Annotated in this window: 22 protein-coding genes; 13 read left to right on the forward strand and 9 right to left on the reverse strand. The window is 69.4% G+C overall.

The features are described 5' to 3' along the window. Both ACGFI6_RS31670 and ACGFI6_RS31675 read left to right on the forward strand, forming a co-directional pair. Entirely contained in the window at nt 1–321 is a 321-nt protein-coding gene (locus ACGFI6_RS31670) for an ArsR/SmtB family transcription factor (RefSeq protein WP_393125057.1), read from the forward strand. 105 nt (nt 322–426) lie between these two features. After that, entirely contained in the window at nt 427–1527 is a 1101-nt protein-coding gene (locus ACGFI6_RS31675) for an MFS transporter (RefSeq protein ID WP_393125059.1), read from the forward strand. Here ACGFI6_RS31675 and ACGFI6_RS31680 read toward each other — a convergent pair. Beyond that, nucleotides 1493–2071: a TetR/AcrR family transcriptional regulator gene (locus tag ACGFI6_RS31680; protein ID WP_393125061.1), complete on the reverse strand. Its 579-nt coding sequence runs from the start codon at nt 2069–2071 to the stop codon at nt 1493–1495. The two genes, ACGFI6_RS31675 and ACGFI6_RS31680, sit on opposite strands and share 35 nt — an antisense overlap. Before the next feature lie 136 nt (nt 2072–2207). Next, nucleotides 2208–3653, reverse strand: coding sequence for an alkaline phosphatase PhoX (locus ACGFI6_RS31685; RefSeq protein ID WP_393125063.1), 1446 nt, complete (start codon nt 3651–3653; stop codon nt 2208–2210). Nucleotides 3654–3790: 137 nt separating this feature from the next. Here ACGFI6_RS31685 and ACGFI6_RS31690 point away from each other — a divergent pair, with 137 nt between their 5' ends. Then, on the forward strand, nt 3791–4189 hold the full coding sequence (locus tag ACGFI6_RS31690) for a hypothetical protein (RefSeq protein WP_393125065.1): 399 nt from the start codon (nt 3791–3793) through the stop codon (nt 4187–4189). 194 nt (nt 4190–4383) lie between these two features. Here the strand turns inward: ACGFI6_RS31690 and ACGFI6_RS31695 are convergent, their stop codons facing one another. Then, a complete protein-coding gene (locus ACGFI6_RS31695) occupies nt 4384–5652 on the reverse strand; it encodes a S8 family serine peptidase (RefSeq protein ID WP_393125067.1) in 1269 nt (422 codons plus the stop codon). A gap of 51 nt (nt 5653–5703) precedes the next feature. Here ACGFI6_RS31695 and ACGFI6_RS31700 point away from each other — a divergent pair, with 51 nt between their 5' ends. The 3 genes from ACGFI6_RS31700 (at nt 5704) to ACGFI6_RS31710 (ending at nt 9432) form a co-directional block, all read left to right on the forward strand. Beyond that, nucleotides 5704–8310 carry a CHAT domain-containing protein gene (locus ACGFI6_RS31700; protein WP_393125069.1) on the forward strand — a complete coding sequence of 869 codons (2607 nt, stop codon included), beginning with the start codon at nt 5704–5706 and terminating at the stop codon, nt 8308–8310. A 70-nt stretch (nt 8311–8380) separates the two neighbouring features. Further along, nucleotides 8381–8965 carry an RNA polymerase sigma factor gene (locus ACGFI6_RS31705; RefSeq protein ID WP_393125071.1) on the forward strand — a complete coding sequence of 195 codons (585 nt, stop codon included), beginning with the start codon at nt 8381–8383 and terminating at the stop codon, nt 8963–8965. 5 nt (nt 8966–8970) lie between these two features. Further along, nucleotides 8971–9432, forward strand: coding sequence for a hypothetical protein (locus tag ACGFI6_RS31710; protein ID WP_393125073.1), 462 nt, complete (start codon nt 8971–8973; stop codon nt 9430–9432). A gap of 15 nt (nt 9433–9447) precedes the next feature. On the opposite strand, the gene ACGFI6_RS31715 is transcribed toward ACGFI6_RS31710, so the two are convergent. Genes ACGFI6_RS31715 through ACGFI6_RS31725 form a run of 3 tightly spaced genes read right to left on the reverse strand, consistent with a single transcriptional unit; the run spans nt 9448 to nt 12264 of the window. Next, nucleotides 9448–9879 (reverse strand): VOC family protein, encoded by a 432-nt coding sequence (locus ACGFI6_RS31715; protein ID WP_393125074.1) that lies wholly within the window; start codon nt 9877–9879, stop codon nt 9448–9450. 46 nt (nt 9880–9925) lie between these two features. Beyond that, a complete protein-coding gene (locus ACGFI6_RS31720) occupies nt 9926–10747 on the reverse strand; it encodes an IclR family transcriptional regulator C-terminal domain-containing protein (protein ID WP_393125076.1) in 822 nt (273 codons plus the stop codon). Nucleotides 10748–10773: 26 nt separating this feature from the next. After that, complete coding sequence (locus tag ACGFI6_RS31725; protein ID WP_393125078.1) at nt 10774–12264, reverse strand: amidohydrolase family protein; 1491 nt, start codon at nt 12262–12264, stop codon at nt 10774–10776. A 189-nt stretch (nt 12265–12453) separates the two neighbouring features. On the opposite strand from ACGFI6_RS31725, the gene ACGFI6_RS31730 reads away from it, so the two are divergent. Genes ACGFI6_RS31730 through ACGFI6_RS31750 form a run of 5 tightly spaced genes read left to right on the forward strand, consistent with a single transcriptional unit; the run spans nt 12454 to nt 16679 of the window. Then, a complete protein-coding gene (locus ACGFI6_RS31730) occupies nt 12454–13581 on the forward strand; it encodes a CaiB/BaiF CoA transferase family protein (protein WP_393125080.1) in 1128 nt (375 codons plus the stop codon). After that, nucleotides 13578–14441 carry a citryl-CoA lyase gene (locus tag ACGFI6_RS31735; protein ID WP_393125082.1) on the forward strand — a complete coding sequence of 288 codons (864 nt, stop codon included), beginning with the start codon at nt 13578–13580 and terminating at the stop codon, nt 14439–14441. The genes ACGFI6_RS31730 and ACGFI6_RS31735 overlap by 4 nt, the downstream gene beginning before the upstream one ends. Nucleotides 14442–14478: 37 nt before the next feature. Continuing rightward, on the forward strand, nt 14479–15342 hold the full coding sequence (locus tag ACGFI6_RS31740) for a hypothetical protein (RefSeq protein ID WP_393125084.1): 864 nt from the start codon (nt 14479–14481) through the stop codon (nt 15340–15342). Next, complete coding sequence (locus tag ACGFI6_RS31745) at nt 15339–15698, forward strand: hypothetical protein (protein WP_393125086.1); 360 nt, start codon at nt 15339–15341, stop codon at nt 15696–15698. Before ACGFI6_RS31740 ends, ACGFI6_RS31745 begins: the two co-directional genes overlap by 4 nt. A 9-nt stretch (nt 15699–15707) precedes the next feature. Beyond that, on the forward strand, nt 15708–16679 hold the full coding sequence (locus ACGFI6_RS31750; protein ID WP_393125088.1) for a zinc-binding alcohol dehydrogenase family protein: 972 nt from the start codon (nt 15708–15710) through the stop codon (nt 16677–16679). Nucleotides 16680–16788: 109 nt separating this feature from the next. Here the strand turns inward: ACGFI6_RS31750 and ACGFI6_RS31755 are convergent, their stop codons facing one another. Then, nucleotides 16789–17451 (reverse strand): ClpP family protease, encoded by a 663-nt coding sequence (locus tag ACGFI6_RS31755; RefSeq protein ID WP_393125090.1) that lies wholly within the window; start codon nt 17449–17451, stop codon nt 16789–16791. A 135-nt stretch (nt 17452–17586) separates the two neighbouring features. On the opposite strand from ACGFI6_RS31755, the gene ftsH reads away from it, so the two are divergent. Continuing rightward, nucleotides 17587–19647, forward strand: coding sequence for an ATP-dependent zinc metalloprotease FtsH (gene ftsH / locus ACGFI6_RS31760; protein WP_393125092.1), 2061 nt, complete (start codon nt 17587–17589; stop codon nt 19645–19647). A 101-nt stretch (nt 19648–19748) separates the two neighbouring features. Here the strand turns inward: ftsH and ACGFI6_RS31765 are convergent, their stop codons facing one another. Both ACGFI6_RS31765 and ACGFI6_RS31770 read right to left on the reverse strand, forming a co-directional pair. Further along, nucleotides 19749–21200, reverse strand: a complete 1452-nt coding sequence (locus ACGFI6_RS31765; protein ID WP_393125094.1) for a DUF4832 domain-containing protein — start codon at nt 21198–21200, stop codon at nt 19749–19751. Nucleotides 21201–21230: 30 nt separating this feature from the next. Beyond that, the gene (locus ACGFI6_RS31770; protein ID WP_393125096.1) at nt 21231–22409 is read right to left on the reverse strand and encodes an ROK family protein; all 1179 of its coding nucleotides are present in this window, start codon (nt 22407–22409) and stop codon (nt 21231–21233) included. A gap of 180 nt (nt 22410–22589) precedes the next feature. Between ACGFI6_RS31770 and ACGFI6_RS31775 the strand changes: the two genes are divergently transcribed. Next, nucleotides 22590–23570: a Gfo/Idh/MocA family protein gene (locus ACGFI6_RS31775; protein ID WP_393125098.1), complete on the forward strand. Its 981-nt coding sequence runs from the start codon at nt 22590–22592 to the stop codon at nt 23568–23570. Nucleotides 23571–23580 lie beyond the last annotated feature (10 nt).

Consider the following 23580-nt stretch of genomic DNA (forward strand, 5'->3'; position numbering starts at 1 on the left):
ATGACAGTGTCCGAGCCCGCGGTGGTGTCCGCGCCCGCGGTGGCGCCGACCGCACGCCAGTTGGCCGCCGCGGCTCGGACCTTCGGTCTGCTGGTGCCGCCGGTCCGGCTGCACCTCGTCTGGCTCGCGACGCATTTCGAGTACGACGTGGGCACGCTCGCCGACCACGCCGGCGTCAGCGTCGCGACCGCCAGCCAGCACCTCGGCAAGCTGCGCATCGCCGGCCTGATCACAGTCCACCGGCACGGCCGCCGCCACGTCTACACCGTCGACGACCCACACGTCCGAGCCCTGGTCACCCAGGTCTTCCCCCACGGCTGATCCGCTGCGGAGCGCTGCTTTACGGAAAGAAGTTTGCTCTCCGTGGCGGATTTGTTCCGGAAAGGCGGGTACGAGTAGATGGTAACGGGCGGTACTATCTAGTCCATGACGGTTCCGGTGCGGCGGTTGTGGGTGGCGGTTCTGTGTGGGTACCTCGCGTTCGGTGCGGCGTTGCAGGTGTTGCCGACGTACGTACCGGAGAAGTTCGGTGGGGGAGCGCTGGCGAGTGGCACCGCGGTAGGGATCGCGTTCCTGGCGACGGCGTGTGGGCGGCCGTTCGCCGGGTGGCTGGCGGATGCGGGCTGGTCGCGGCCGGTGGTGATCACCGGGGGAGTGCTCGCCGCACTTGGTGGCCTGGGGCAACTGCTTGCGCCGGACCTGCTGTCGCTGCTGGTGGCGCGGCTGGTGATGGGTGCCGGCGAGGCCGCGTTGTTCTCGGCCGCACTTCCGTGGGTCCTGTCCGGCGCCCGAATCTCCCAGCGAGGAAGACTCGCCGGCTGGTTCGGCCTCTCCATGTGGGGAGGCCTGGCTGCAGGCCCGGTGCTTGCGAGTGTTGTCGGCCGGGTGGTCTGGTGGATGGTTGTCGGGTTGTGTGTTGCTTCGGTTCTGCTGGTGGTGAGTACCAGGCGGGATCCGGGGCGAATGCTTCCGCTGGGGCGGATTCAGGTGCACGCATCATTGCCGGGGGCAATTATCGGGCTGGCGGCCTACTGCTACGGGACGGTGGCCGCGCTGCTTGTGTTGCGACTGCGGGGCGGGCAGCTCGGAGGCGACGAGTTCGCGCTGAGTGTGTTCGCGGGCGCCTTCCTGGTACTGCGGTTTGCGGGAAGTCCGTTGGTCGATCAGTACGGCGGTCGGGTGGTCGCCCTGTCGACCATTGCCGTGGAGATCGGCGCGCTGGTGATGATCGCGCTCGCGAGGACGCCGGGGATGGCGCTGGCCGGCACGGCGTTCGCTGGGTTCGGGATGGCCCTGATCTATCCGGCGTGTGTCTCGATGACGCTTGCCCGAGGACTCCGGCCGGGTGTGTCGATGGGGGTGATGACGTCGTTCTGGGACCTCGGAGTGCTGGCGGCGGGTCCACTCGGAGGCCTGATCGCCGAGCATGCAGGATTCCCCGCTGCGTTCCTGGTGGCGGCCGGTACGGGGGTCGTCTGTGTCGTCGTACTGCTCAGAATGCCGCGTCGAGCAGTGTCTCCACGATGACCCGCGCCTCCGCGCCCAGCCCCGGGTCCTGGTCGATCGCGCTGATCAGCGTCGCTCCTTCCAGGACGACGACCAACTGCCGCGCAACGACGTCGGGCGCACGCGCGTCCGCCAGCAGTCGCGCGAACAGCTCTCGGTAGAACCGGAGATGGTCCTGCGCGAGCCGCCGCGGCGCACCGTCCTGGCCGCGGTCCTCGGTGGCCGCGTTCATCATCGCGCAGCCGCGGAACCCGGTCTCGGCGTACCAGGTCGCGATCAGGTCGAAGACCGCGAGCACCTGCGCGCGACCGGGCGGCGCGGCGTCGACCGCCTCGTGGTGCCAGGCGCGGACCCGCTGCGTACGGTCGGTCAGCACCGCCTCGACCAGGCCCTCCTTGGAGCCGAAGTTCTTGTAGATCGTCAGCTTCGACGCGCCGGCCGCCTCGACGATCTCGCTGATCCCGGCCGCATGGATCCCGCGCCGGCCGAACACCTCCGCGGCCGCCTTCAGGATCCGGGCCCGGGTCGCCTCGGGGTCCAGTCGTTCGCCAGCCTTCACCGGCATCGCGCGATCACCTCCACGGCTCCACCCTACCGAGCTGAACCAAGATAAAAATGATCGGTACTACCATGCTGACGATGGTCGCCGGTGGCTCGCGGCACGGCGCTCGGCCGGGCCGCGAGACCACCTGCTGTGACGCTCAGCCGAGGTAGTCGTGCCAGGGGCCGGTGATGGCGAGGGTGATGCCAGGCGTCTGGATGTTGACGAACAGCACCTTGCCGTCGGCGGAGAACGTCGGGCCGGTGAACTCGGAGTCGTTCAGCATGTTCCGGGCGATGGCGTACGCCGGGCCGCCCGGGGTCGCGCTCAGCACGTGGCTGCTGGCCTGGCCGTCCTCGGCGAGGATCAGCGAGCCCCACGGCGTCACGGTGACGTTGTCCGGGCCGTCGAAGTTGTACTCGTCGTACTTCGCCGCGTCGCCGGTGTTCGCGGCGGCGTTCTCCGGGAAGTACGTGACCAGCTGGATGGTCTCGTCCTTGTAGTTGTAGAACCAGACCATGCCGTCGTGCGGAACGGCGTCGGCCGGCAGGTCGGCGGTACCCGACTCGGCGTACGAGTTCACGACGTACACGCCGTCCTTGGTTCCGAAGACACCCTCGAACTTCTTGCCGCGGGTGATCTGGCCGTCGGTGAACTGCTTGCGCACCGAGGTGGTCGCGCCGTCGCGGTCGGCAACCTTCACCCACTTGACCCGGAACGGCCGGAGCAGCTGCGCCGACGTCAGATACGCCACGTCCGGGATCGTCTTGCCGCTGCCGTCCAGGATCGACAGCGCCTCGAGGGTGCCGAAATCCTTGTCCTGCAGGTCTTCCCAGCTGCGCGGGCCGAGCTTGTAGCCGCGCGGCGCCGACCAGCGGTAGAAGGTGCCGTTCGGGCCGGAGGCGTCCTCGGACAGGTACGCGTGGGTCCGGTCCTCGTCGATCGCGAGCGCCTCGTGGGCGTACCGGCCGAACGCCTTGAGCGGCACCGGGTGTGCGGTCCTGCCGTCGCCCCAGACCTCGAAGACGTACCCGTGGTCCTTCAGCCGGGTCGTGCCGTTGGCCTTGTTCTCGGTCTCCTCGCAGGTCATCCAGGTGCCCCACGGGGTCGGACCGCCGGCGCAGTTCGTCAGCGTGCCGGAGATGCCGACCCACTCGCCGAGGTTGGTGCCGTCCTTGTCGACGTCGATGACCGTGCAGCCACCGGCCGCACCGACACCGGTGTCGTAGACCGTGCCCGCGATCTGCGGTACGCCGAGCGCGTCGTTCGCGCCGATCTCGTGGTTCTGGATGAGCTGGTAGCGGCCGTGGCGTACGGAGAAGACCGCCGTGCCGTCGTGCAGGGACGGCGTCGGCTGGCCGCTCTTCAGTTTGGTCTCACCGGCGTGCGTGACGACCTTGTACTTGAACCCGGCCGGCAGCGCGAGCAGGCCCTTGGGGTCGTCGAGCAGCGGCGGGAAGGGCCGGTGCTGCGGGAACGGCGTGTGGCCGCCGTGGGACGCCGGGGCGGCCTGGGCGAGCGTCGGCATGGCACCGACGGTGGTGAAGCCGACTCCGGCGGCGCCGACTGCGGCGCCTCGGAGGACGGAACGACGATCGACTGACATGGTGGAGCTCCTCCTGCGAAATGGCGGTTCCCGAGGACTTGGATCCAATCGGTCGCGGACTGACAGGCGGCAAACTCCAGGTGAACGGCACTCTGCAACGAACCGGCGCCGTGCGACGTCTACTGTGGGAGGTGATCATGATGCGCAGGGTGACGACCGTGGTGGCGCTTGCCGCACTTCTGGTTGCGTGCGGCAACGAACCGACGACTGGAGGACAACCGTCCATGACGCCGAGCAGCACGAGCAGCAGCAGTTCCGGACCCGCGAGCCCCGGCAGCGGCCCGGCCGAGCAGGCGAAGGCCGACCTGATCAAACGCCTCGGCGTGGAGTCCGCGCTGGTGACAGTGGTGAGCTCGGACGACGTGACCTGGCCGGACGGCAGCCTCGGCTGCCCGGAGCCGGGGATGCGCTACACCCAGATGCTGGTGCCGGGGAACCGGACCGTTCTCGAGGTGAACGGCAAGCAGTACGAGTACCACTCCGGTGGGCAGCGGGCGCCGTTCCTCTGTGAGCATCCGACGTCCGCAACTCGTTGAAAACTTTCCTGATCACTGGGTGTATCAACCTCGTCCGAGGGTGACTCCGCAGAAATGGGGGGAGGCCCTCGGACCGCTGCAGGGGGGAGGGCGGTGTGAGGGCACGTAGAGGGGGAGGCTGACGCGGTGCGGAGGGCCGGCTGATCAGCATGGCCGGGACGGGGTCCGCGCCGCGTCAGTGCCTCACCTGACGCTCAGGGAAGTGAGTTCAGTGCGTCGCCGGCCCGGAGTACGGGGCCGGTGCCCGGCTCGGGCTGGGTGAGCGCGAACGCGAGCAGCGCATCCGCTGCCTGCTTCGCATTCTCGCCGGTGATCGACATCCGTCCGGCGATCAGGCCCGCGACGAGCGGCGTCGCGAACGACGTACCGCTCCAGCGAGCCATCCCCTGGAACGACCGCAACTGACCGGTGTTCGGCGGTTCGGTGCACTCGTAGTCACCGGTGAGGAAGGCGTTCACCAGATTCGAGCCCGGGGCGTAGACGTCGACCCAGCCGCCGAAGTTGCTGAACGACGCACGGTCCCGCCCGTTGTCCGCGAGCGCGCCGACGCCGACCGTCTCCGGGAACGCGGCCGGCCAGAAGTAGTCCCGGGTCGACTCGTTGCCCGCGGCAGCGACCAGGGTGAGCCCGTTGATCCGGTCCAGGCGGGTCTTGACGAACACGTCCAGTCCGAGCGGCGGCAGGTCGAAGCGGGTCCGGGTCCCGGCCGACAGGCTGATGATGTCCGGCGCCAGGTCGAGGACCTCGTCCAGCGCCTGTGCGAGGTCGAACTCCCAGATCGCGCCCGCGGTGGTGAAGTAGCTCTTCACCATGACCTCCACGTTGCGCGCGATCGACCGCAGAACACCGGCGATGAAGGTGCCGTGGCCGGCGTACGGCCGGATCCGCCCGGCGCCGTCGAAGGCGTTCTCCGGATCGCCGGTCACGCCGTTCAGCCAGTACGCCGCCGGAGCATCGGACCAGCCGACGTCCAGGACGACGACCTTCACCCCACGTCCGTCCGCGGCGCCCGCGGGCAGGAACGGTGTCGGCACGGCCGGATCCGGCGGTACGCCGGGCGGGACCTCCTCGGGTTCGGTCGCCGGACACGGGCTGACGCTCGGACAGACGTAGAACAGGTGCTCCGGCGTCACCACACCGCGTCCGAGGCGCAGGTCGGCGTACTGCAGGAATCGTTGGGTGAGCGAACGATCCTCCGGCGCCTCCGGTGGGACCTTGTCCGGCAGCAGCAGCCGGGTGACGCCACCGATCCCGCCCTCGGCCGGGCGCCCGCCCTGGAAGAGCTCGACGACTCGCGTGACGTCCTCGTCGCGGACCAGGACCACCCCGGTGCGGTTCAGGTACTCGGCGCCTTCCGGACGTTTTTCCCAGTCCTCCGGGTAGACCTCGACCTCTTTTCCGAGAGCCTCGAGAATCAGCGCGATCTGGGCGATGTACTTTCGGTCATCCGTTTGATTTTCCATTCCCTTTTCTTTCCCCCCTTGGATCAACGAAACGACCGATATCATTTCAGAATGCCGGTGGCTGGGGGGAGTGCCGAGGCGGCAGAAAATCTGCTGCCGCTCGCGTTGTCGCGCCCGCACGACGCGATTGCGTCCGCGCGCACGCTGCTGGCCGCCGATCCGGCGGTGCTCGAGGCGTCGTTCGCGCACCAGGCGTACGGGATCGGTCTGCGCCAGCTCGGCCAGGTGCCGGCCGCGGTGCGCGAGTTGCGGACGGCGCTGCGGCTTGCCGAGCAGACCGGCCGGTCGGAGCGGGAGGCGGATGTCCTTGCCACGTTGGGCGCAACACTCGGCCGGGCGGGGCGGAGCCGGGAAGGACTGGCCCGGCTCGATCGCGCGGTGCAGCTCAGCCGGGGCGCGCTGACCGGGCGGGTGCTGCTGCGGCGCGCCGACGTACTGCTGGTGCTCGGCAGGCACCGCGAGGCGCTCGACGACCTGCGGGTGGCGGTCGCGCGGTTGCGGCGCTCGGGCGACCAGGTCTGGGAGGCGCGGTCGCGGAACTATCGCGGATTCATTCAGCTCGCGCTCGGCGGGACAAAACGCGCGGACGCGGATTTCGCGGTGGCGGAGAAGTTGTACGCCGCGACGGGCCAGGAGTTCGAGTACGCGGAGGCGCGGCAGAACCGGGGTCTGGTGGCGTATTCGCGCGGCGATCTGCCGGCCGCACTGCGGTACCTGGACGAGGCCGGGCGACGGTTCGCCGCCGTTGGTGTGGCGTGGCCGGATCTCGCGATCGACCGGTGCGGAGTCTTGCTGGCTGCTGGGTTGAGCGCCGAGGCGCTGGCCGAGATGGATCAGGCGATCGGAGCCGGGAACGGTACGGCGACGAAGCGGGGTGAGCTGTGGTTCGCTGCGGCGACGGCTGCGCTGGCGGCCGGCGATCGCCCGGGGGCGCGGGAGCGTGCGGAGCGGGCGCGGAGGTTGTTCTCCGCGCAGCGGCGCGAGTGGTGGTCGGTGCGGTCGTCGATGGTCGTGCTGGATGCTCGTTATCAGGCGGGTGAACGGGGTGCGGGGTTGCTGCGGCGGGTGAGTGCGGTAGCTGGCCGGCTCGATGCGCTAGGGGCATCGGAGGCGTCGGCTGCGCATCTGCTGGCTGGGCGGTTGGCGTTGAAGCTTGGGAGAGTACGGGCGGCGGATAGGCAGCTGGAGTTGGCCGGGCGGCACAGCAAGGATGCGCCGCCGATCGCGCGGAGTGCTGCGTGGCTTGGGAAGGCTTTGCGTGCTGAGGCTCGGGGCGAGGTGCGGTCGATGTTGTCGGCGTGCGGCCGGGGGTTGGATGCGCTGGACGAGCATCGGTTGACGATGGGGGCGACCGAGCTGCGGGCGTTGGCGACCGGGCAGGGAGCCGAGCTGGCTGAGTTGGCGTTGCGCGACGCGTTGCGGCGGGACGATCCGCGGCGGTTGCTGGTTTGGGGCGAGCGGTGGCGGGCGACGGCGCTCGGCGTCCCGCCGGTGCGTCCGCCCGACGACGAGCACCTCGTCGGAGAGCTCGCCGCCTTGCGAGATGTCGTGCGGCGCCTGGACGCCGCGCCAGACCCGTCACTCGACAAAGAACGCCGCCGCCTGGAGAAAGCAGTCCGCGACCGCGCCCTCCGCGCAGCCGGTCGGGAGACTCCTGGCGGCACCACCCTTGCCCTCGACATAGGGGAGTTGGTTGGGGCGTTGGGGGAGAGCGTGTTGGTGGAGTTGGTTGAGGTGGGTGGGGTTCTGCATGCGGTGGTGGTGCGGGACGGGCGGATCAGCCGGCACGAGGTCGGGCCGCTCGCGGCGGCTGCGCTGGAGGTGGAGCGGTCGAGGTTCCGCCTTCGACGGTTGGCCCACGCGCGCCCGGCCAACGCGGGCGGTGGAACATTGGGGCCTTCGCTCGAGGTGCTCGGCCGGCGGCTGGCGGACGCCATTCTCGGAAGCGCTCAAGAATTGCTCGCGGACCGGCCGGTGGTGATGGTGCCGCCGGGCCGGTTGCACGCCCTGCCTTGGGGATTGATCCCGGGCCTGGCCGATCGCGCAGTGAACGTGGTCCCGTCGGCCGCAGTCTGGTTGCGAGCACGCAAGCTCCGGCCGCCGTCGGACCGCCGCGTCGTTCTCGTCCTCGGACCAGGCCTGTCCGCGGGCCGCGCCGAGGTGATGCGCCTCGCCGAGCAGTACCCGGACGCAACAGTCCTCGCAGACGGCGAAGCGACCGCGGATAACGTACTGCGAGAACTCGACGGCGCCTGGATCGCGCACATCGCTGCGCACGGAACGTTCCGCTCGGACAGCCCGATGTTCTCGTCGTTGCGGCTCGACGACGGACCGCTGACCGTGTACGACTTCGAGCGGCTGCGCAGGGCGCCGTACCGGATGGTGCTGTCGAGCTGCGACTCCGGGCTCGCGAAGCCGGTCGGTGCGGACGAGTTGCTCGGGTTGAGCAGCAGCCTGATCCCGCTCGGTGCGGCCGGAATCCTGGCCAGCGTCGTACCGGTGAACGACCCGGCGACCGCACCGCTGATGCTGGCGCTGCACGAGAACCTGCGGGCCGGGCAGTCACTGGCGCACGCGTTCGCGACAGCCTGCCGTGGCGCACGCGGTGATCCGGTCGCGGACGCGGCGAGCAGATCGTTCGTGGCTCTCGGGGCCTGATGTATCAGCGGTACTCCGGAACGCTCTGTACCAGTAAGAGGTGCTGGCGGTCCGGTGAAAGGGGGACGGCATGCGGGACGACCCGGCAGTCGTCGACCTGGTCACCAGAGCCAGGGGCGGCGAGAAGGACGCGTGGGACGAGTTGGTCGAGCGGTATGCGCCGCTGGTCTACTCGATCTGCCGACGCTACCGGCTGATGCCGACCGACATCGATGACATCGGGCAGAGCGTGTGGTTGCGGCTGGTCGAGCACCTGCCCGGTCTGCGTGAGCCCGCGGCCCTCCCGGGGTGGATCGCGACCACGACGCAGCGCGAGTGCTTCCGGCTGATCCGTACGAGCAGCCGCGTCGAACCGGTCGACCTGGCCGACTCGCCCGACGTCCCCGAGCAGGCGATCGCCGAGGAGGAGGTCCTGCGGCACGAGCGTGGGGCAATTCTGCGTACGGCGTTCAGCGAGCTGTCCCGGCGTTGCCAGCTGTTGCTGTCGTTGCTGATGCAGGACCCACCGGCGCCGTACGACGAGATCAGCCGGCGACTGCAGTTGCCGGTCGGAAGCATCGGGCCGAACCGGGCCCGCTGCCTGACCCGGCTCCGGCAGACACCGGCGCTGGTCGGGCTGGCGGCCGACGGACCTGACGACGGAACGAGGAGGTGAGAGCCGTGCTGAATCCGGACTGGAACGACGACGAGTTGTTGATCGAGGCCCTGCGTGCGGCGTTTGCTGACGCTGACGAGGTGCCGTCGGCGTTCCTCGACGTCGGCAAAGCAGCGTTCGCTTGGCGGACCATCGATGCCGAGCTGGCGGCGCTCACCTACGACTCCGCGCTGGAGCCGCCGGCCGCGCTCGCGATCCGCTCCGAGAGCGCGATCCTGCGGTCGCTGACCTTCGCCTCGGACGGCTGGACCGTCGAGCTCGAGCTCACCCCGGACGCCGTCCTCGGGCAGCTCGACCCGCCCGAGGTCGGTACCGTCGTTGCCCGCGGCGACGGCGGCCAGCTGATCGCAGCGGACATCGACGAGCTCGGATTCTTCGTCCTCGGACCGCCGCCGACCGTCCCGTACCGGCTGGTCTGCACGACCCGCTCGGGGACCACGATCCTGACCGGCTGGATCACGCCGTAGCCAGGCCTTCGGGGACTAGGCCGCGAACACCTGGGAGTCGTCCGCGAAGGCCTTGAACTCCAGGGCGTTGCCGGCCGGGTCGAGGAAGAACATCGTCCACTGCTCGCCGGTCTGGCCCTGGAACCGGACGTACGGCTCGATGACGAACTCGGTCCCGGCCGCCCGCAGCCGGTCCGCGAACTGCTGGAACTCCTCGACGGCCAGCACCAGCCCGAAGTGCGGCACCGGTACGTCGTGCCCGTCGACCGGGTTGTGGATCTGCTGCGGCCTGGCCGGCGCGAGATGCGTGACGAACTGGTGGCCGCGCAGGTTCCAGTCGATCCAGGTGTCGGAGCTGCGGCCCTGTTCGAGGCCGAGGACCTCGCCGTAGAAGTGCCGCGCCGCGGCCAGGTCGTCGACCGGCATCGCGAGGTGGAAGCGGGGGATGGGGGAGTCGAGAACTGTCATGCCGTCCATCCTTCCGCACCTCTCGCCCGGCTGCGACTCAGCAGAATCAGGCGGACGTCTCGTTCCGCTGGCCGGATTCCACGTGCGGACGGGACTGCCACAGCGCCCACTCCGCACTCACGTCGCCGGCCGTGCGCAGTAGGAGCGGGAGGTGGTCGTGCAGCAGCGTGTCCACGGAGGTCTCGGCGGCGTGCACGGTCACGTTCATCGCGGCCCGGACCGTGCCGGTGCCGTCGCGTACCGGCGCCGCGACCGAGCGGACGCCCGGCGCGAGCTCCTCGTCGGCCAGTGCCCAGCCGCGCGCACGGATCTCGGTGAGCTGGTCGCGCAACTGCTCCGCGGTCCGGCCGATGTACGGCGGGAGACCGGCGCGGCTCGGCTCGGCGAGCACCTCGGCCAGCTCGTCGGGGGCGAGCGCGGAGAGCAGGACCTTGCCCTGTGAGGTCTGGGTGGCGGGGAAGCGGGTGCCGATGTCGACCCGCAGGGCGATCAGCTTCGGTACGGACACGCGCGCCACGTACACGATGTCCGAGCCGTCGAGCTGGGCCATCGAGGACGACTCGCCGGTGCGCGCGACGAGCGCCTCGAGGTGCGGTCTCGCGATGTCCCAGAGGCCGAGCGAGCCGACGTACGCCATCCCGAGCGTGAGCACCTTGGGCGTCAGCTGGAACGAACCGCCGGTGGTACGCACGAAGCCGAGCTCCTCGAGCGTGAGCAGCAGGCGGCGCGCGGTCGGCCGGGCAAGACCGGCCGCGGTCGCGACCTCGGACAGCGACATCGTCGGGTGGCCGGCGTCGAAGCAGGCGAGTACGTCCAGCCCGCGAGCCAGTGACTCGACGAAATCCGGACCCGCGCCACGGCCTGCCATCTGGTTCCTCCTGCTGGTTCGACTACTTATTCACCGAAGATGGTCCCACGGGCCTCCCGCGTCGAGCCGGACTTGTACTCCGTGTACTGGTACGGGTTGTCGAGCACCTCGCCCTTCGGCAGCTCCGGGTTCATCCCGCTCTTCCACGCCTCCTCGCCGAGTTCCTTGCGCAGGTACTCCACCGTCGCCTCGACCTCCTTGCGGACCGCGGGCAGGTCGCAGCCGACCAGCTGGTGGTCGTACTTCACGACGCGGCCGTCGACGATCACCGTGTGGACGTCGCCGCGCTGCGCCTGGAACGCGACCTGCCCGTACGGGTTGATCAGCGGGAACGACACCGGTGACCGGTCGTTCTTGATCAGGATGACGTCGGCCTTCTTCCCGGATTCGAGGCTGCCGAGGTCGTCGCGGCCCAGGGCCTTCGCGCCGCCGCGGGTCGCCCAGTCGACGACGTGCTCGGCGCGCAGATGGCTGTGCGTCACGGTGGCGCCCTTCATGTGCGCCTCGAGGTGCTCGCGGGCCCGGTCGGCGCCGAGCGTGCTGCGCATCGCGCTGAACAGGTCGCCGCTCCACCAGACGCTGGTGTCCATCGAGAGCGAGACGCCGATGTTGTGCCGGCGGACCTGCCAGGTGGGCGGGTAGCCCTGGCCGGCGCTCTGCTCGGACTCGGTGGAGACCGAGATCGAGCCGCCGGTCGCGGCGATCCGCTGGTACGAGTCCCGGGTCAGGCTCGCCGAGTGGACGTAGATGTTCCGCGGCGTCATGAACTCGTTCTCGTGCATGAGCTTGATGCCGTTGTCGTTGGTCGCGCCCCAGACGCCGGCGTGGGTGGTGACGGGCAGGTCGAGTTCCCGTGCGACCTCGAACGCGGCCCGCTCGGGGAACGCCGGGTCGCCGGTCACGTCGAACGCCAGCTGCAGCCCGATCCGGTCGTCGTCGCGCAGCCGCTCCAGGAACGCGCGTACCGACGGGTCGGCGCTCCACTCCCACGGACCCGCCTGGATGTTGCCGTAGGCAAGGACGAACCGCCCCGGGACGGCGCGCAGTGCGTCGACGGCAGCCTCGGCGTGCTCGACGGTCTGGAGGCCGTGCGACCAGTCGACCGTGGTGGTGATGCCGGCCTCGAGCGACTCCCAGGCGGACGTCAGGTTGCCGGCCCGGATGTCCTCCGGGCGGAACGTCTTGCCGTGCTCGAGGTAGTACCAGACGAAGTACTGCGTCAGCGTCCAGTCGGCGCCGTACGCGCGCATCGCGGTCTGCCACATGTGCCGGTGGGTGTCGATCATCCCGGGCATCACGATGCCGCCGGACGCGTCGACCACCTGGGTGCCCTCCGGGACGGCGAGGTTCGGGCCCACGTCGGCAATCTGATCGTCGACAATCAGCACATCTCCGGCCGGCAGCACGGTGTGCCGGTCGTCCATGGTCAGGACGGTGCCGCCGCGCAGCACCGTCGGTCGCCCGGCGATCGGCGCAGGTGCGGTGCTGCGGCCCGGCCGCGTCTCGGCAGTGGTCATGAGTCCCCTCCAGAAGTAGCCGGACATACGTCCGTATGACGGTCAACGGGGCGATGAGGCTCACTCTCTGCGCCGGGTCCGGCGCTGTCAAGGGTTCGAAGCAGGCGGTTGACAGTGCTGCCGTGCGGGCTGAGACTGAGGCGGTCAGAGAGTGCGGACAGCTGTCCGCGAACGTCTGTTGGAGGTCGTGTGAAGGGTCCGCTGTCCGGTCTCCTGGTGGCCGACTTCTCCCGGATCCTCGCCGGTCCGTACGCGACCATGTTGCTCGCCGACCTCGGTGCCGACGTGATCAAGGTCGAGTCGCCCGGTGGTGACGACACCAGGTCCTGGCAACCGCCGGTCCGCGACGGCATCTCGACGTACTACCTCGCAGTGAACCGGAACAAGCGGTCGATCGCCCTCGACCTGAAGGACCCCGCGGACCTCGCGGCGGCGCAGGAGCTGGCGCGCCGGGCGGACGTCCTGGTGGAGAACTTCCGGCCCGGTGGGCTGGGCCGGTTCGGGCTCGACTACGAGACCGTTGCCGAGGGCAACCCGCGGCTGATCTACGCGTCGATCAGCGGATTCGGGTCCGGGGAACGCGGCGCTCAACTTCCGGGGTACGACCTGATCGTGCAGGCGATCTCCGGCTTGATGAGCCTGACCGGCGATCCGGGCGGAGAGCCGTTCCGGGCCGGGATCTCGATGTTCGACGTGATGGCCGGGCTGCACGCGTCGATCGGCGTCCTGTCGGCGCTGCACCAGCGACAGGAGAGCGGTCGTGGTCAGCACGTCGAGGTCAACCTGTTGTCGTCGGCGCTCTCGGGCCTGGTGAACCAGTCGAGCGCGTACGTGGCGGGTGGTGTCGTACCGCAGCGGATGGGGAACAGCCATCCGAGCCTGTTCCCGTACGAGCCACTGCCCTGCGCGGACGGGGAGCTGATCATCACGGCCGGGAACAATGGACAGTTCCGCAAGTTGGTCGAGGTGCTCGGCGTACCGGAGTTGGCCGACGATCCGCGGTTCGACCGGAACGAGCAGCGGACCGCGCATCGCGACGAACTGCGGCCGTTGCTCGTCGAACGGTTGCGGACGCGGACCAAGATGGAGTGGTTCGCGGACATCATCGGGGCGGGCGTGCCGTGCGGGCCGATCAACACCGTCGACGGCGGCGTGGCGTTCGCCGAGGACATCGGCCTGGACCCGGTGGTCACGGTCGGCGGGATCCCCGGGGTCCGCAACCCGATCACCCTGTCCGACAGCGCAGCTTCCTACCGCCTCCCGCCGCCCGCGCTCGACGAACACGGCACCGACCTGAGGAAGTGGCTGACCGAATGAACGACGAACAGAGCGCCGGGCAGAGCGACCGAATAGGTGGCGAGCGGAGCGAGGGAGCGGGGGACGGATCGGCGGACGGGCGAGTCAGGCCGCCGGTTTTTCCGACGTCGCTGGGGACGTCGACCGCGGACGAGATCCGGCTGCTCGGGCAGGATCTGACCGCGGACCTGATGGGGAAGGTCGGGTTCGGCGAGCTGGCGTTCTGGCTGGTCGCGATGCGCCGTCCGACACCGTCGGAGACGCGCCTCTTCGAGTCCGTCCTGGTCGCGCTCGCGGACCACGGATTCACACCGACAGCGATCGCCGCGCGCCTCACCTACCTGTCCGCACCGGACTCACTCCAAGGCGCACTGGCAGCCGGCCTCCTCGGCGGCGGTTCCCGCTTCCTCGGCGTCACCGAAGACTGCGCGACCTTCCTCCACCAAGCCCTCCCGACGGACCTCCCGGCAGACGATCGTGAGTGGGACGCTCTCGCGCTGGACCTTGTCCAGCAGTCCAAGGCCAACAAGACGTTCATCCCGGGCCTCGGGCATCCGGTGCACAAGGTGCAGGACCCTCGGACACCAGTACTGATCGGCATCGCCCGCGAGGAAGACCTGGAAGGCCCGCACCTGAAGCTGTTCCAGGCCATCGGCCGCGTCCACGAACAGGTGCTCGGCCGGAAGCTCCCACTGAACGGCGCCGGCGTCTGCGGCGCTGCGCTCGCCGATCTCGGCCTCCCGATCGAACTACTGCGCGGCTACGCCCTGCTCGCGCGCGCCGCCGGTCTCCTCGGCCAGCTCGCCGAGGAACGCCGCCGCCCGATCGGGATGGACGCCTACCTCACCGTCGACCGCAACGCCGTCTACGTCGAACCCTGAAGCCGAACCCTGCCGTTGAACCCTGAAGGAGCACCAGATGGCCACAGTCGCCGCGGTGATCGCCTCCACGCACCACCCGTTCTACTACCGGGCCAGTACGGCGACCGGCGCCGACCGCCCGCCGTTCGCGGACGAGTGGGTGGCGAAGATCGAGGCGTTCCGCGAGACGCTGACGAAGGCCCGGCCGGACATCCTGGTGATGGTCGGGAGCGACCACTTCCACCAGCTGTGGCTGGACAACATGCCCCAGTTCCTGGTCGGCAAGGCGCCGTTCTTCGACGCGAACTGGTACAACGAGGAACGCGAGTTCGGCCTCCCACGGATGCGACTGGCCGGCGACGAACAGCTCGCGTCGCACATTCTGCGTAACGGCCTGGACGCCGGCTTCGACCTTGCCTTCAGCAACGAGCTGCGGATCGACCACAGCATCACCTGCCCGATCATCACGCTCCGGCCGGAGGCGGACCTGCCGATCGTGCCGATCTACACCAACATCTTCGCGCCGCCGCTGCCGCGTCCCGGACGGTTCGTCGAGCTCGGGCGGACGATCCGGCAGTTGGTGGAGTCGTGGCCGATCGACAAGCGGGTGGCGATCATCGGTACCGGGCACCTCTCGCTGGAGCTCGGCGGACCGCGGCAGTTCGGCGAGCACGGTCCGGACCCGGAGTTCGACCGCAAGGCCGTGGACTGGATCGCGGGCGGTGACATCGATGGGTGCCTGTCGGAGGTGACGCTCGACAGTCTGCACCTGCCGGGGAACGCGACGCACGGGTTCATGGACTTCATGCTGATGATGGGCGTCGCCGGGGCCGGCGCGAAGGCGGACCACGTGGATTCGCTGGACCTGTTCCACACCATGGAGGCGTACTTCACCTGGTATCCGAACGGAGCGCCGGCATGAGCAAGTACCTGCTGGACAAGTTCCTCTACACGGTCGACCGGGATCCGGATCTGGTTGAGCGGTACCGCGCGGATGCGGCCGGTACCGTCGAGTGGTGGGAGCGGGAGGTCGCCAATCAGCTCCTGAACTGTGCCGTTCCGGAGAGGTCGACGTGGCAGTCGTTCACGGACGCCGAGCGGAAGGCGCTGCGGGAGCACGACCATGTGGCGCTGTTCGGGTTGGGTGCCCATCCGTTCCTGACGTTGACGTTGTTCATCGCGATGTTCGAGCGGGATCACGGGCCGCTCGAGTACCAGAAGGCGTACGGGCGGGCGCTGCAGCAGCACTCGTTGCCGTACCCGGACATCACTACCTGAGGAGGGCGCGTGCGCGCCGCAGTACTGCACACCCATGGTGAACCGCCGTCGCACGCCGAGCATCCTGACCCGGTTGCGGGCCAGGGCTCCTCGATCGTGCGCGTGACGGCTGCGCCGATCGTCCCGCTCGATCTCCTCTGTGCTTCCGGTACGTCGTATTTCGGGCCACCCGCACTGCCGTACGTCCCTGGTGTGCAAGGTGTCGGCGTGGTGGAGGAGTCGGCGACGGTCGCGCCGGGCACGAGGGTGTTCTTCGCGACCTCCGCCGGAATGGCGGCCGGCGACGGCAGCCTCGCCGAACGGGCCGCGGTCCCGGATGCGGACCTGATAGTCCTCAAGCCGGAAGCGGCGGTGGGGGATGGGGCGGTGGCGGCTCTTGGGCTGTCGGGGGTTGCCGGATGGATGGCGTTGACGTGGCGGGGCCAGCTGCAGGCGGGGGAGCGGGTGCTGGTGCTCGGCGGTGGTGGCGCGGTCGGGCAGGTCGCGATCGGTGCGGCGCGCGTACTCGGGGCGTCGCACGTGGCGGCCGTCGTACGGTCCGAATCCTCACGGGAACGCGCACAGGCAGCCGGGGCTCACGAGGTGGTTGCCTTGAGCACGGATGTCGACGAGCTGACGGCACTGCTCGGCACCACACCGTACGACGTGGTGATCGACCCGGTCTTCGGAGTCGCGGCGACGGCTGCGGCGCGGGTGCTCGCTCCCGGGGGAAGGCTGGTCAACCTTGGTGGTTCGTCGGGCGACGAGGCGGTGTTCTCGTCCTCCGTACTGCGAAGCAAGTCGGCGAGCGTGCTCGGCTACACGAACAACGCGCTGACAGCGGACCAGCGCCGTGACGCACTGACCGCCGTCCTCGACCACGCAGCCACCGGCGCCATCACCGTCGCCCACGAAACGGTCACCCTCGCGGACATCACCGACGCATGGCACCGCCAGTCCACCGGCACCACCAGCGGCCGCCTGGTCCTCACCTTCGACTGACTTGCAGATCGACAGTACGTATACCTCCACTACCGCCCCGGCGCAGGCCGCATACGGTGCGAGCGGGCGGGTGCTGCACGTATACGTACTGTCGAACTGCAGCCGCTGTCTAGAGCAGGCGGGTGATGAGGCCGTAGTCCTTTGCCTGCTCGGCGGTTAGCAGGCGGGTTGCATCGAGGTCGGTGGTGATCTCGTCGGTGGGGCGACCGGTGGCGTCGGCGATCAGCTCGGCGAGGCGGACCGCCTGGCGTTCGTGCTGTTCGGCGTAGCCGGCGAGTTCGTCCGCGGTGCCTTCCGCGGTGAACTGGGGTGCCGACAGTACGAAGGTCGTGTGGCGATGAGCTTCGCGTTGTGCGGCGGCGGCGAGTACGGCGATGGCCGGGCCGCGGACTGTGCCGCGGGCAATGACGTGGACGGGGGAACTGATCAGGTCGATCGCGGCGGCGACCGAGAGCGCGGCGTCCAGGCCGGAGTCCGTCGAGGACAGGTGCAGCTTGACCGGATCGTTGCTCCCGGCATCCAGTAGCAGCAACTGCGCGGCGACATGGTTCGCCAGGTCGTCGTCCAGCCGTCCGCCGATCAGGATCACCCGGTCCGCCAGCAGCCGATCGGCCAGCTCGCGCTCCACCGTGACCGAGGCCGGCTCGTACCACGACGGCAGAATCGGCTGCGGCGCGCGCGGCCCCTCCGGAGCCCCGGGCGCACCAGGCGCCCAAGGTCCCCCCGGCCGCGGTTCGGGGTAGTGCGGGGTGGTCGTGTTGTTGACGTGCATGTGTCCTCCTTCGACCTGTCCAGCGTGCGGTACGGGGCGGCTGGGGTGAAGGGTCTTCCGCTGTTAGCAGACGGCGGATCGGGCGACTGCGCTCTGTTGCTGTGTTGGGGCGGGTTCAGGTCCTATGTTTGCTGCATGAGCGAGAAGGAACCGCCGTCGAAGGACCGGTCCAACGCCGACGCCGGGAAAGGCCCGGACTCGGGCGACCGGAAGAGCGACGGTTCGCAACGGCCACCGCACAAACCGTGGCGGACCGAGGGACTGCCGGCCGGGCACGGGGACGACGACAAGCCGCGGCGGCCACGGTGGTGGAAGTGGGTCGCCTGGATCGTCGGCGGCTACCTGGTGCTCTTCCTGCTCACCACCATGCAGGACCAGCTCGCAGGCGGTGAGCAGACGATCGCGTACACCGACTTCACCGCCCAGGTGCAGAAGCAGAACGTCGCCGAGATCTTCTCCCGGGGCGACACCATCGAGGGCCGGCTCAAGCAGGCTGCGGAGGTCCCGGGCAAGAGCGGGTCGACGTACACCAAGTTCACCACCGAGCGGCCGACGTTCGCCAACGACAACCTGTACGGCGACCTGCAGAAGGGCGGCGCGACGGTGCGCGCGACGCCGGTCGTGCAGCAGCGCGGTGTCATCTGGAACCTGCTGATCTCGCTCGGCCCGTTCATCCTGATCGCGGCGTTCTACTTCTGGTTGTTCCGGCGCAGCCGCGCCGGCGGTGGACTGGGCGGCGGCCTCGGCGGGCTGCTCGGCGGCGGCGGTCAGCAGAAGAAGCCGGTCGACCCGAGCACGGTGCGGGTGACGTTCGCCGACGTGGCGGGGATCGACGAGGTCGAGGCCGAGATCGAGGAGGTCGTCGACTACCTGAAGGATCCCGAGAAGTACCGGCGGCTCGGAGCGCGGGCGCCGAAGGGCGTGCTGCTGGCCGGCGCGCCCGGTACCGGCAAGACGCTGCTCGCGCGGGCGACCGCCGGTGAGGCCGGCGTGCCGTTCTTCTCCGCGAGCGCCTCGGAGTTCATCGAGATGATTGTGGGCGTGGGCGCGAGCCGGGTGCGGGAGCTGTTCGGCGAGGCGCGGAAGGTGGCGCCGGCGATCATCTTCATCGACGAGATCGACACCATCGGCCGGGCCCGTGGCGGTGCGCGGTCGGTCGGCGGGCACGACGAGGGCGAGCAGACGCTGAACCAGATCCTCACCGAGATGGACGGTTTCTCCGGTACCGAGGGGGTCGTGGTGCTGGCCGCGACGAACCGCGCCGACGTACTCGATCCGGCGCTGCTCCGCCCCGGCCGGTTCGATCGGACGATCACCGTGCACGCGCCCGATCAGCCCGGGCGGGCCGCGATCCTCAAGGTCCATGCGCGCGGGAAGCCGCTCGCGGCGGACGCGGACCTGACCGCGCTGTCGCGGTCCACGCCCGGGATGACCGGCGCGGATCTGGCCAACCTGCTGAACGAGGCGGCGCTCGCCGCGGCGAGGCAGGGCGAGTCGCAGATCACCCAGCGGGACCTGACCGACGCGCTGGAGAAGGTCCAGCTCGGTACGGCGCGGAACGTCGTGATGCCGGAGGAGGAGCGCCGGCGGACCGCGTACCACGAAGGCGGGCACGCACTGCTGGGGATGATCCAGAAGGGCGCGGACCCGGTACGGAAGGTGTCGATCATTCCGCGCGGACGTGCGCTCGGCGTGACGCTGTCGACGCCGGAGACGGACCGGTACGGGTACGACGTGGCGTACCTGCGCGGCCGGATCATCGGCGCGCTCGGTGGTATGGCGGCCGAGCAGGAGGTGCTCGGCGTGGTCACCACCGGCGCCGAGAGCGACCTCGAGACCGCGACCCGGATCGCCCGCTCGATGGTCGGCCGCTGGGGCATGTCCGAGGCGATCGGCCCGGTCTCCGTACTGCCCGCCGAGGGCGATGCGCGGATGGCCGGTGTCTCCGACGATCTGCTGAACACGGTCGACGAGGAGGTACGGCGGCTGATCGAGCAGTGCTACGCCGAGGCTCGCCGCCTGCTCCGCGACCACCGCCCGCAGCTGGACTCGATCGCCGCCCAGCTTCTCGAACACGAAACCCTCGACGAACCAGCCGCCTACGCAGCAGCCGGCATCCCCCGCACCCCCAACCAACCCCAACCCGCGGAACCGGTCCCGGCCCCCGCCTCAACCCGGGACCAAGTCACCGACTAGTTCCCGCCGACCTTGTGCACGGGAGCCGTGTCTGCGGGCTCGGAGAATACGGCTCCGGTGCACAAGGTGGATCTGCAGCCGCGGTTGGGCGGCCGGGGTGGCTAGCTGGTGGTCAGGGTTTGGTGCAGGTCGTTGTAGCCGGTGGTTGGTTGCCAGGTTCCGTTGTTGGCGAGGCGGACGGCGTAGACCGCGTTGTACGTCTCGCTGGAGCCGGGCAGCCGGGCCTGGGACTGGAGCTTCGGGTCGGCGATGTTGAGCAGCACCTTGTACTTGCCTGGGACCGGCGGCGCCTTGACGTTCCAGCTGAGGTCGGTTGTCGTGCCCGCGCCCCAACGGCGCGGGTCGGCCGGGACGTTCACCTTGAACGTGTGCTTGGCGCTTTGGAAGATCAGCTGGACCTGACGCGGGTTGTACGGTGCCGCCCAGCCGTCGTTGCGGATCTGCAGGTTGACCTGGGCCCTTCCGCGGTCGACCCTGACCGTGCTCTGGGTCAGCGCGAACCGGTAGCCGAGCTTCTGCTTCGCCACCTCGATGTTCTCGCCCCAGCTGGCCAGCACGTCCGGGTGGTACTCGATGTTCAGGAACGAGAAGTGCAGCCGGGCCATCTCCGCCGACGCCGAGGGCCACTCCGACCGTGGCGCGTCGACGCCGCAGGTCTCACCGCCCTCGGGGACGTAGTTGGTGTCCTGGGCAACGAAATCCTTGTCCAGCTCGATCGGGTCGCTCAGGTACGTACCGAAGTCGTCCGGGCTGGCCAGGAAGCAGTCGTTGTGCTGCCCGATCCGGGCGACCGCCGATCCGTTGTACGCCTGGTCCGCGGTGAGACCGCCCGCGGTTCCGGTCGGTACGCCGTACATCCGTTGCTTCATGTACGGCGTCCGCACCTGGATCATCTTGTCCTTCGGCAGCGCCCGCAGCAGTGCGTCGGTGACCGCCTTGCGGTCGGCCCAGTTCTGGTCCGAGACCTGACTCGGGTCGGCCGGGTTCGAGAAGTAGTCGGTGTAGTAGCCCTCGCCCCAGAGCCCGACGAAGCCGGACTGGACGACGGCGATCATGTCCGAGTTCGCGCGCAGGATCGGCGTGAGCTGTTTGATCTGCTTGACCACCCGGGCGACCGGTGCGTCGCCGTACGGGGTCGGTGGCGGCCAGCCGTCGCCGGGCAGCGCGTAGGCGAACCGGACGATCATCTTCACGCCGGCCGCGCGGGCGGCATTGAAGTCGGCCTGCATCAGGTCGAGGTAGTGCTTGTCGATCACGTCCTGCTTGGCGAACTTCTCCAGGTAGAACAGCCGCAGGATCTGCGTGATGTGTTCCTGGGTCCGGAAGTTGCGCAGGGTGGCGACGTCCAGTGGGACATAGCCGGAGTTGTCGGCGTAGTAGTGCGTTTCCTGGTGGTGGTAGAACCCGCGCTCCTGGTTGGAGATCACGTCGTCGGAGGCGGTGTAGCTGATCGTCGTGGCGGGGGGAGCGGCGGGGGGAGCATGGTGAGCCATCGCGGTCTGGGCCGGTAGCAGCAACCCGACCACCGCGAGACCTGCGGCAAGCCTTCTCATGGGGTAATCATGGAGTCCAGGGAAATTATGTCAAGGTCTCAGGCCGCTTGTGATGGATGCTTCGACCTCGTCCAGTGCCAGCCGGACGGCACCGAGCGCGACGCCTTCGTCCGCGAACGCCGAGACCCGGATCTCCGGCGTCCGCAGGCACCAGCGGTCGAGTTCGCGGCGCAACGGCTCGACCATCACGTCTGCTGACCGGGAGAACCCGCCACCGATCACCACGAGCTGCGGATCCAGCGTCAGTACCAGCGCAGACGCGCCAACCGCGAGATCACGCACGTAGGCATCCACGGCCTGTACGGCGTCCGCCTCACCCGCCCGCGCCGCCACGAACAGCCGCTCAAACCCACCCGACCTGTCGGTGTTGGTGCTGTCCAGCCAGGTTTGAAGGTGGGTGGGGGCCTGGAGCCAGCCGGCTGCGGGGAGGGCGCCGATCTCGCCGGACCAGTTGGCGAAGCCGCGGTGGAGTTTGCCGTCGATGATCAGTCCGGCGCCGGTGCGCAGACCGGCGAGTAGGAACACCACATCCTTCGCGTAGCGCGCAACACCACGCCACGTTTCGGCGAGAGCGGCGAGCTTGCAGTCGTTCTCCACGCGCACCGGACCTGGAACCAGACGGCGTACGTGCGCAGCCAGATTCACGCCGGTCCACTCCGGCAGCGAGTCCGACAACATCACCTTCCCGGTCCCGTCCACCAATCCGGTCGTGGCCACACCCGTCGCCCAGATCCGCGGACCCGCTTCCGCACCAACTCCGCCATGACCAGCGGTAGCGGCTGCACCAAGGCCGGCGCCGGCGAGGGTCTTTGCCACGCAGTGGTCGAGCGCTGCCAGGCGTTCGCGGCGGCCGGCTTCGGGTGGGACCTCGATGCGTACCTGGTTGAGGACCTCGCCGTCGAGGTCGGTGACCAGCGCGAGCACCTTGTGCCCGCCGACGTCGACCCCGAGCAACCGCCCGGCGCCGGCGTTGAAGCGATACCGCCTGGCCGGCCGCCCGACCGACCCGGCCGCCGGCGCCACCTCCGCCAGCCAGCCCCGTCCGCGCAGGTCCCGCGCAACATCCTCGGTCGAAGCGCGCGACAGCCCTGTCCGTTTCGACAGCTCGGTGAGCGTCAGCGGCTGCGCAGCGCGCAGTTCCCGCAGTACGGCGACCGCGTTCAGCTGGCGCAGCCGCGACAGATCCCCACCAGCGGGCTCGTCGGTCATCGGGCGCTCCTTACCTAATCCAGGACTCCTGGATAACTATAAGCAGCCGAGCAGCGCCCTGGTCTCACCGTGTGAAAGGGCTTGCCGGAAGTCTGTTGCGGACTCCTGACAACGTTGTACCGTGATCTGCCGACGGTCGATCAGCAACGTTTCCCGCAGGCTCCACCGAGGAGGACCAGCGTGTCCAATCCACTGAAGATCGCGACGCTCAGCTTCTGGCATGTCCATGCCGGGGACTATTCGCGGCAGGCCCAGGCGCACCCCGGAACGGAGTTGGTGGCCGTCTGGGACGACGACGCCGAGCGCGGCCGCGCCGGCGCCGAGCAGTTCGGGGTCGACTACACCGGAGATCTCGACGCGCTGCTCGCGCGCGACGATCTGGACGGCGTGGTGATCACGACGCCGACCGACGTGCACCGCGACATCATGCTGAAGGCGGCCCAGGCCGGTAAGCACATCTTCACCGAGAAGGTCCTCGCCCCGACGGTCGCCGAGGCCGAGGAGATCGTCGCCGCCACCGATGCCGCCGGCGTGAAGCTCATCGTCTCGCTGCCGCGGCTGTACCACGGCTACACGACGGCGATCCGCGAGGTGCTCGACAAGGGCACCCTGGGCACGTTGACGTACGGCCGGGTCCGCCTGTCGCACGACGGCGCGATCGGGCGTGACGGCAAGGACGGCTGGCTGCCGCACCGGTTCTTCGAGCCGAAGGCCGCGATCGGTGGCGCGCTCACCGACCTCGGCTGCCACCCGGTGTACCTGACCCAGTTGTTCCTCGGCGCGCAGCCGGAGACGGTGAGCGCGACGTACCGCTCGGTCGCCGGCCTCGGGCTGGAAGACAACGCTGTCGTGGTGGCCGGGTACGGCGACCAGCGGATCGGGGTGATCGAGGCCGGGTTCGCGAGCAACAACCCGTTCACGATCGAGCTGTTCGGCACCGAGGGCACGCTGACCTACACCGACGCGGGCAACGTACTGCTCGTGAACGGCGAGCAGGTGGACGTCCCCGAGCACGCGCAGGACGCATTCGCGCAGTGGGTCGATCACATCACCAACGGCACCCGTGCGGACGAGAACATCGAACGCGCAGTCGAGCTGACGCGGCTGGTGGTCGCGGCGAATGCTGCGGCCGAGTCCAGCCAAGTCATTTCCTACAGCTGAGAGGGGCCCC

The sequence above is a fragment of the Kribbella sp. NPDC048928 genome (assembly GCF_043197975.1).
Classification (GTDB): Bacteria; Actinomycetota; Actinomycetes; order Propionibacteriales; family Kribbellaceae; genus Kribbella.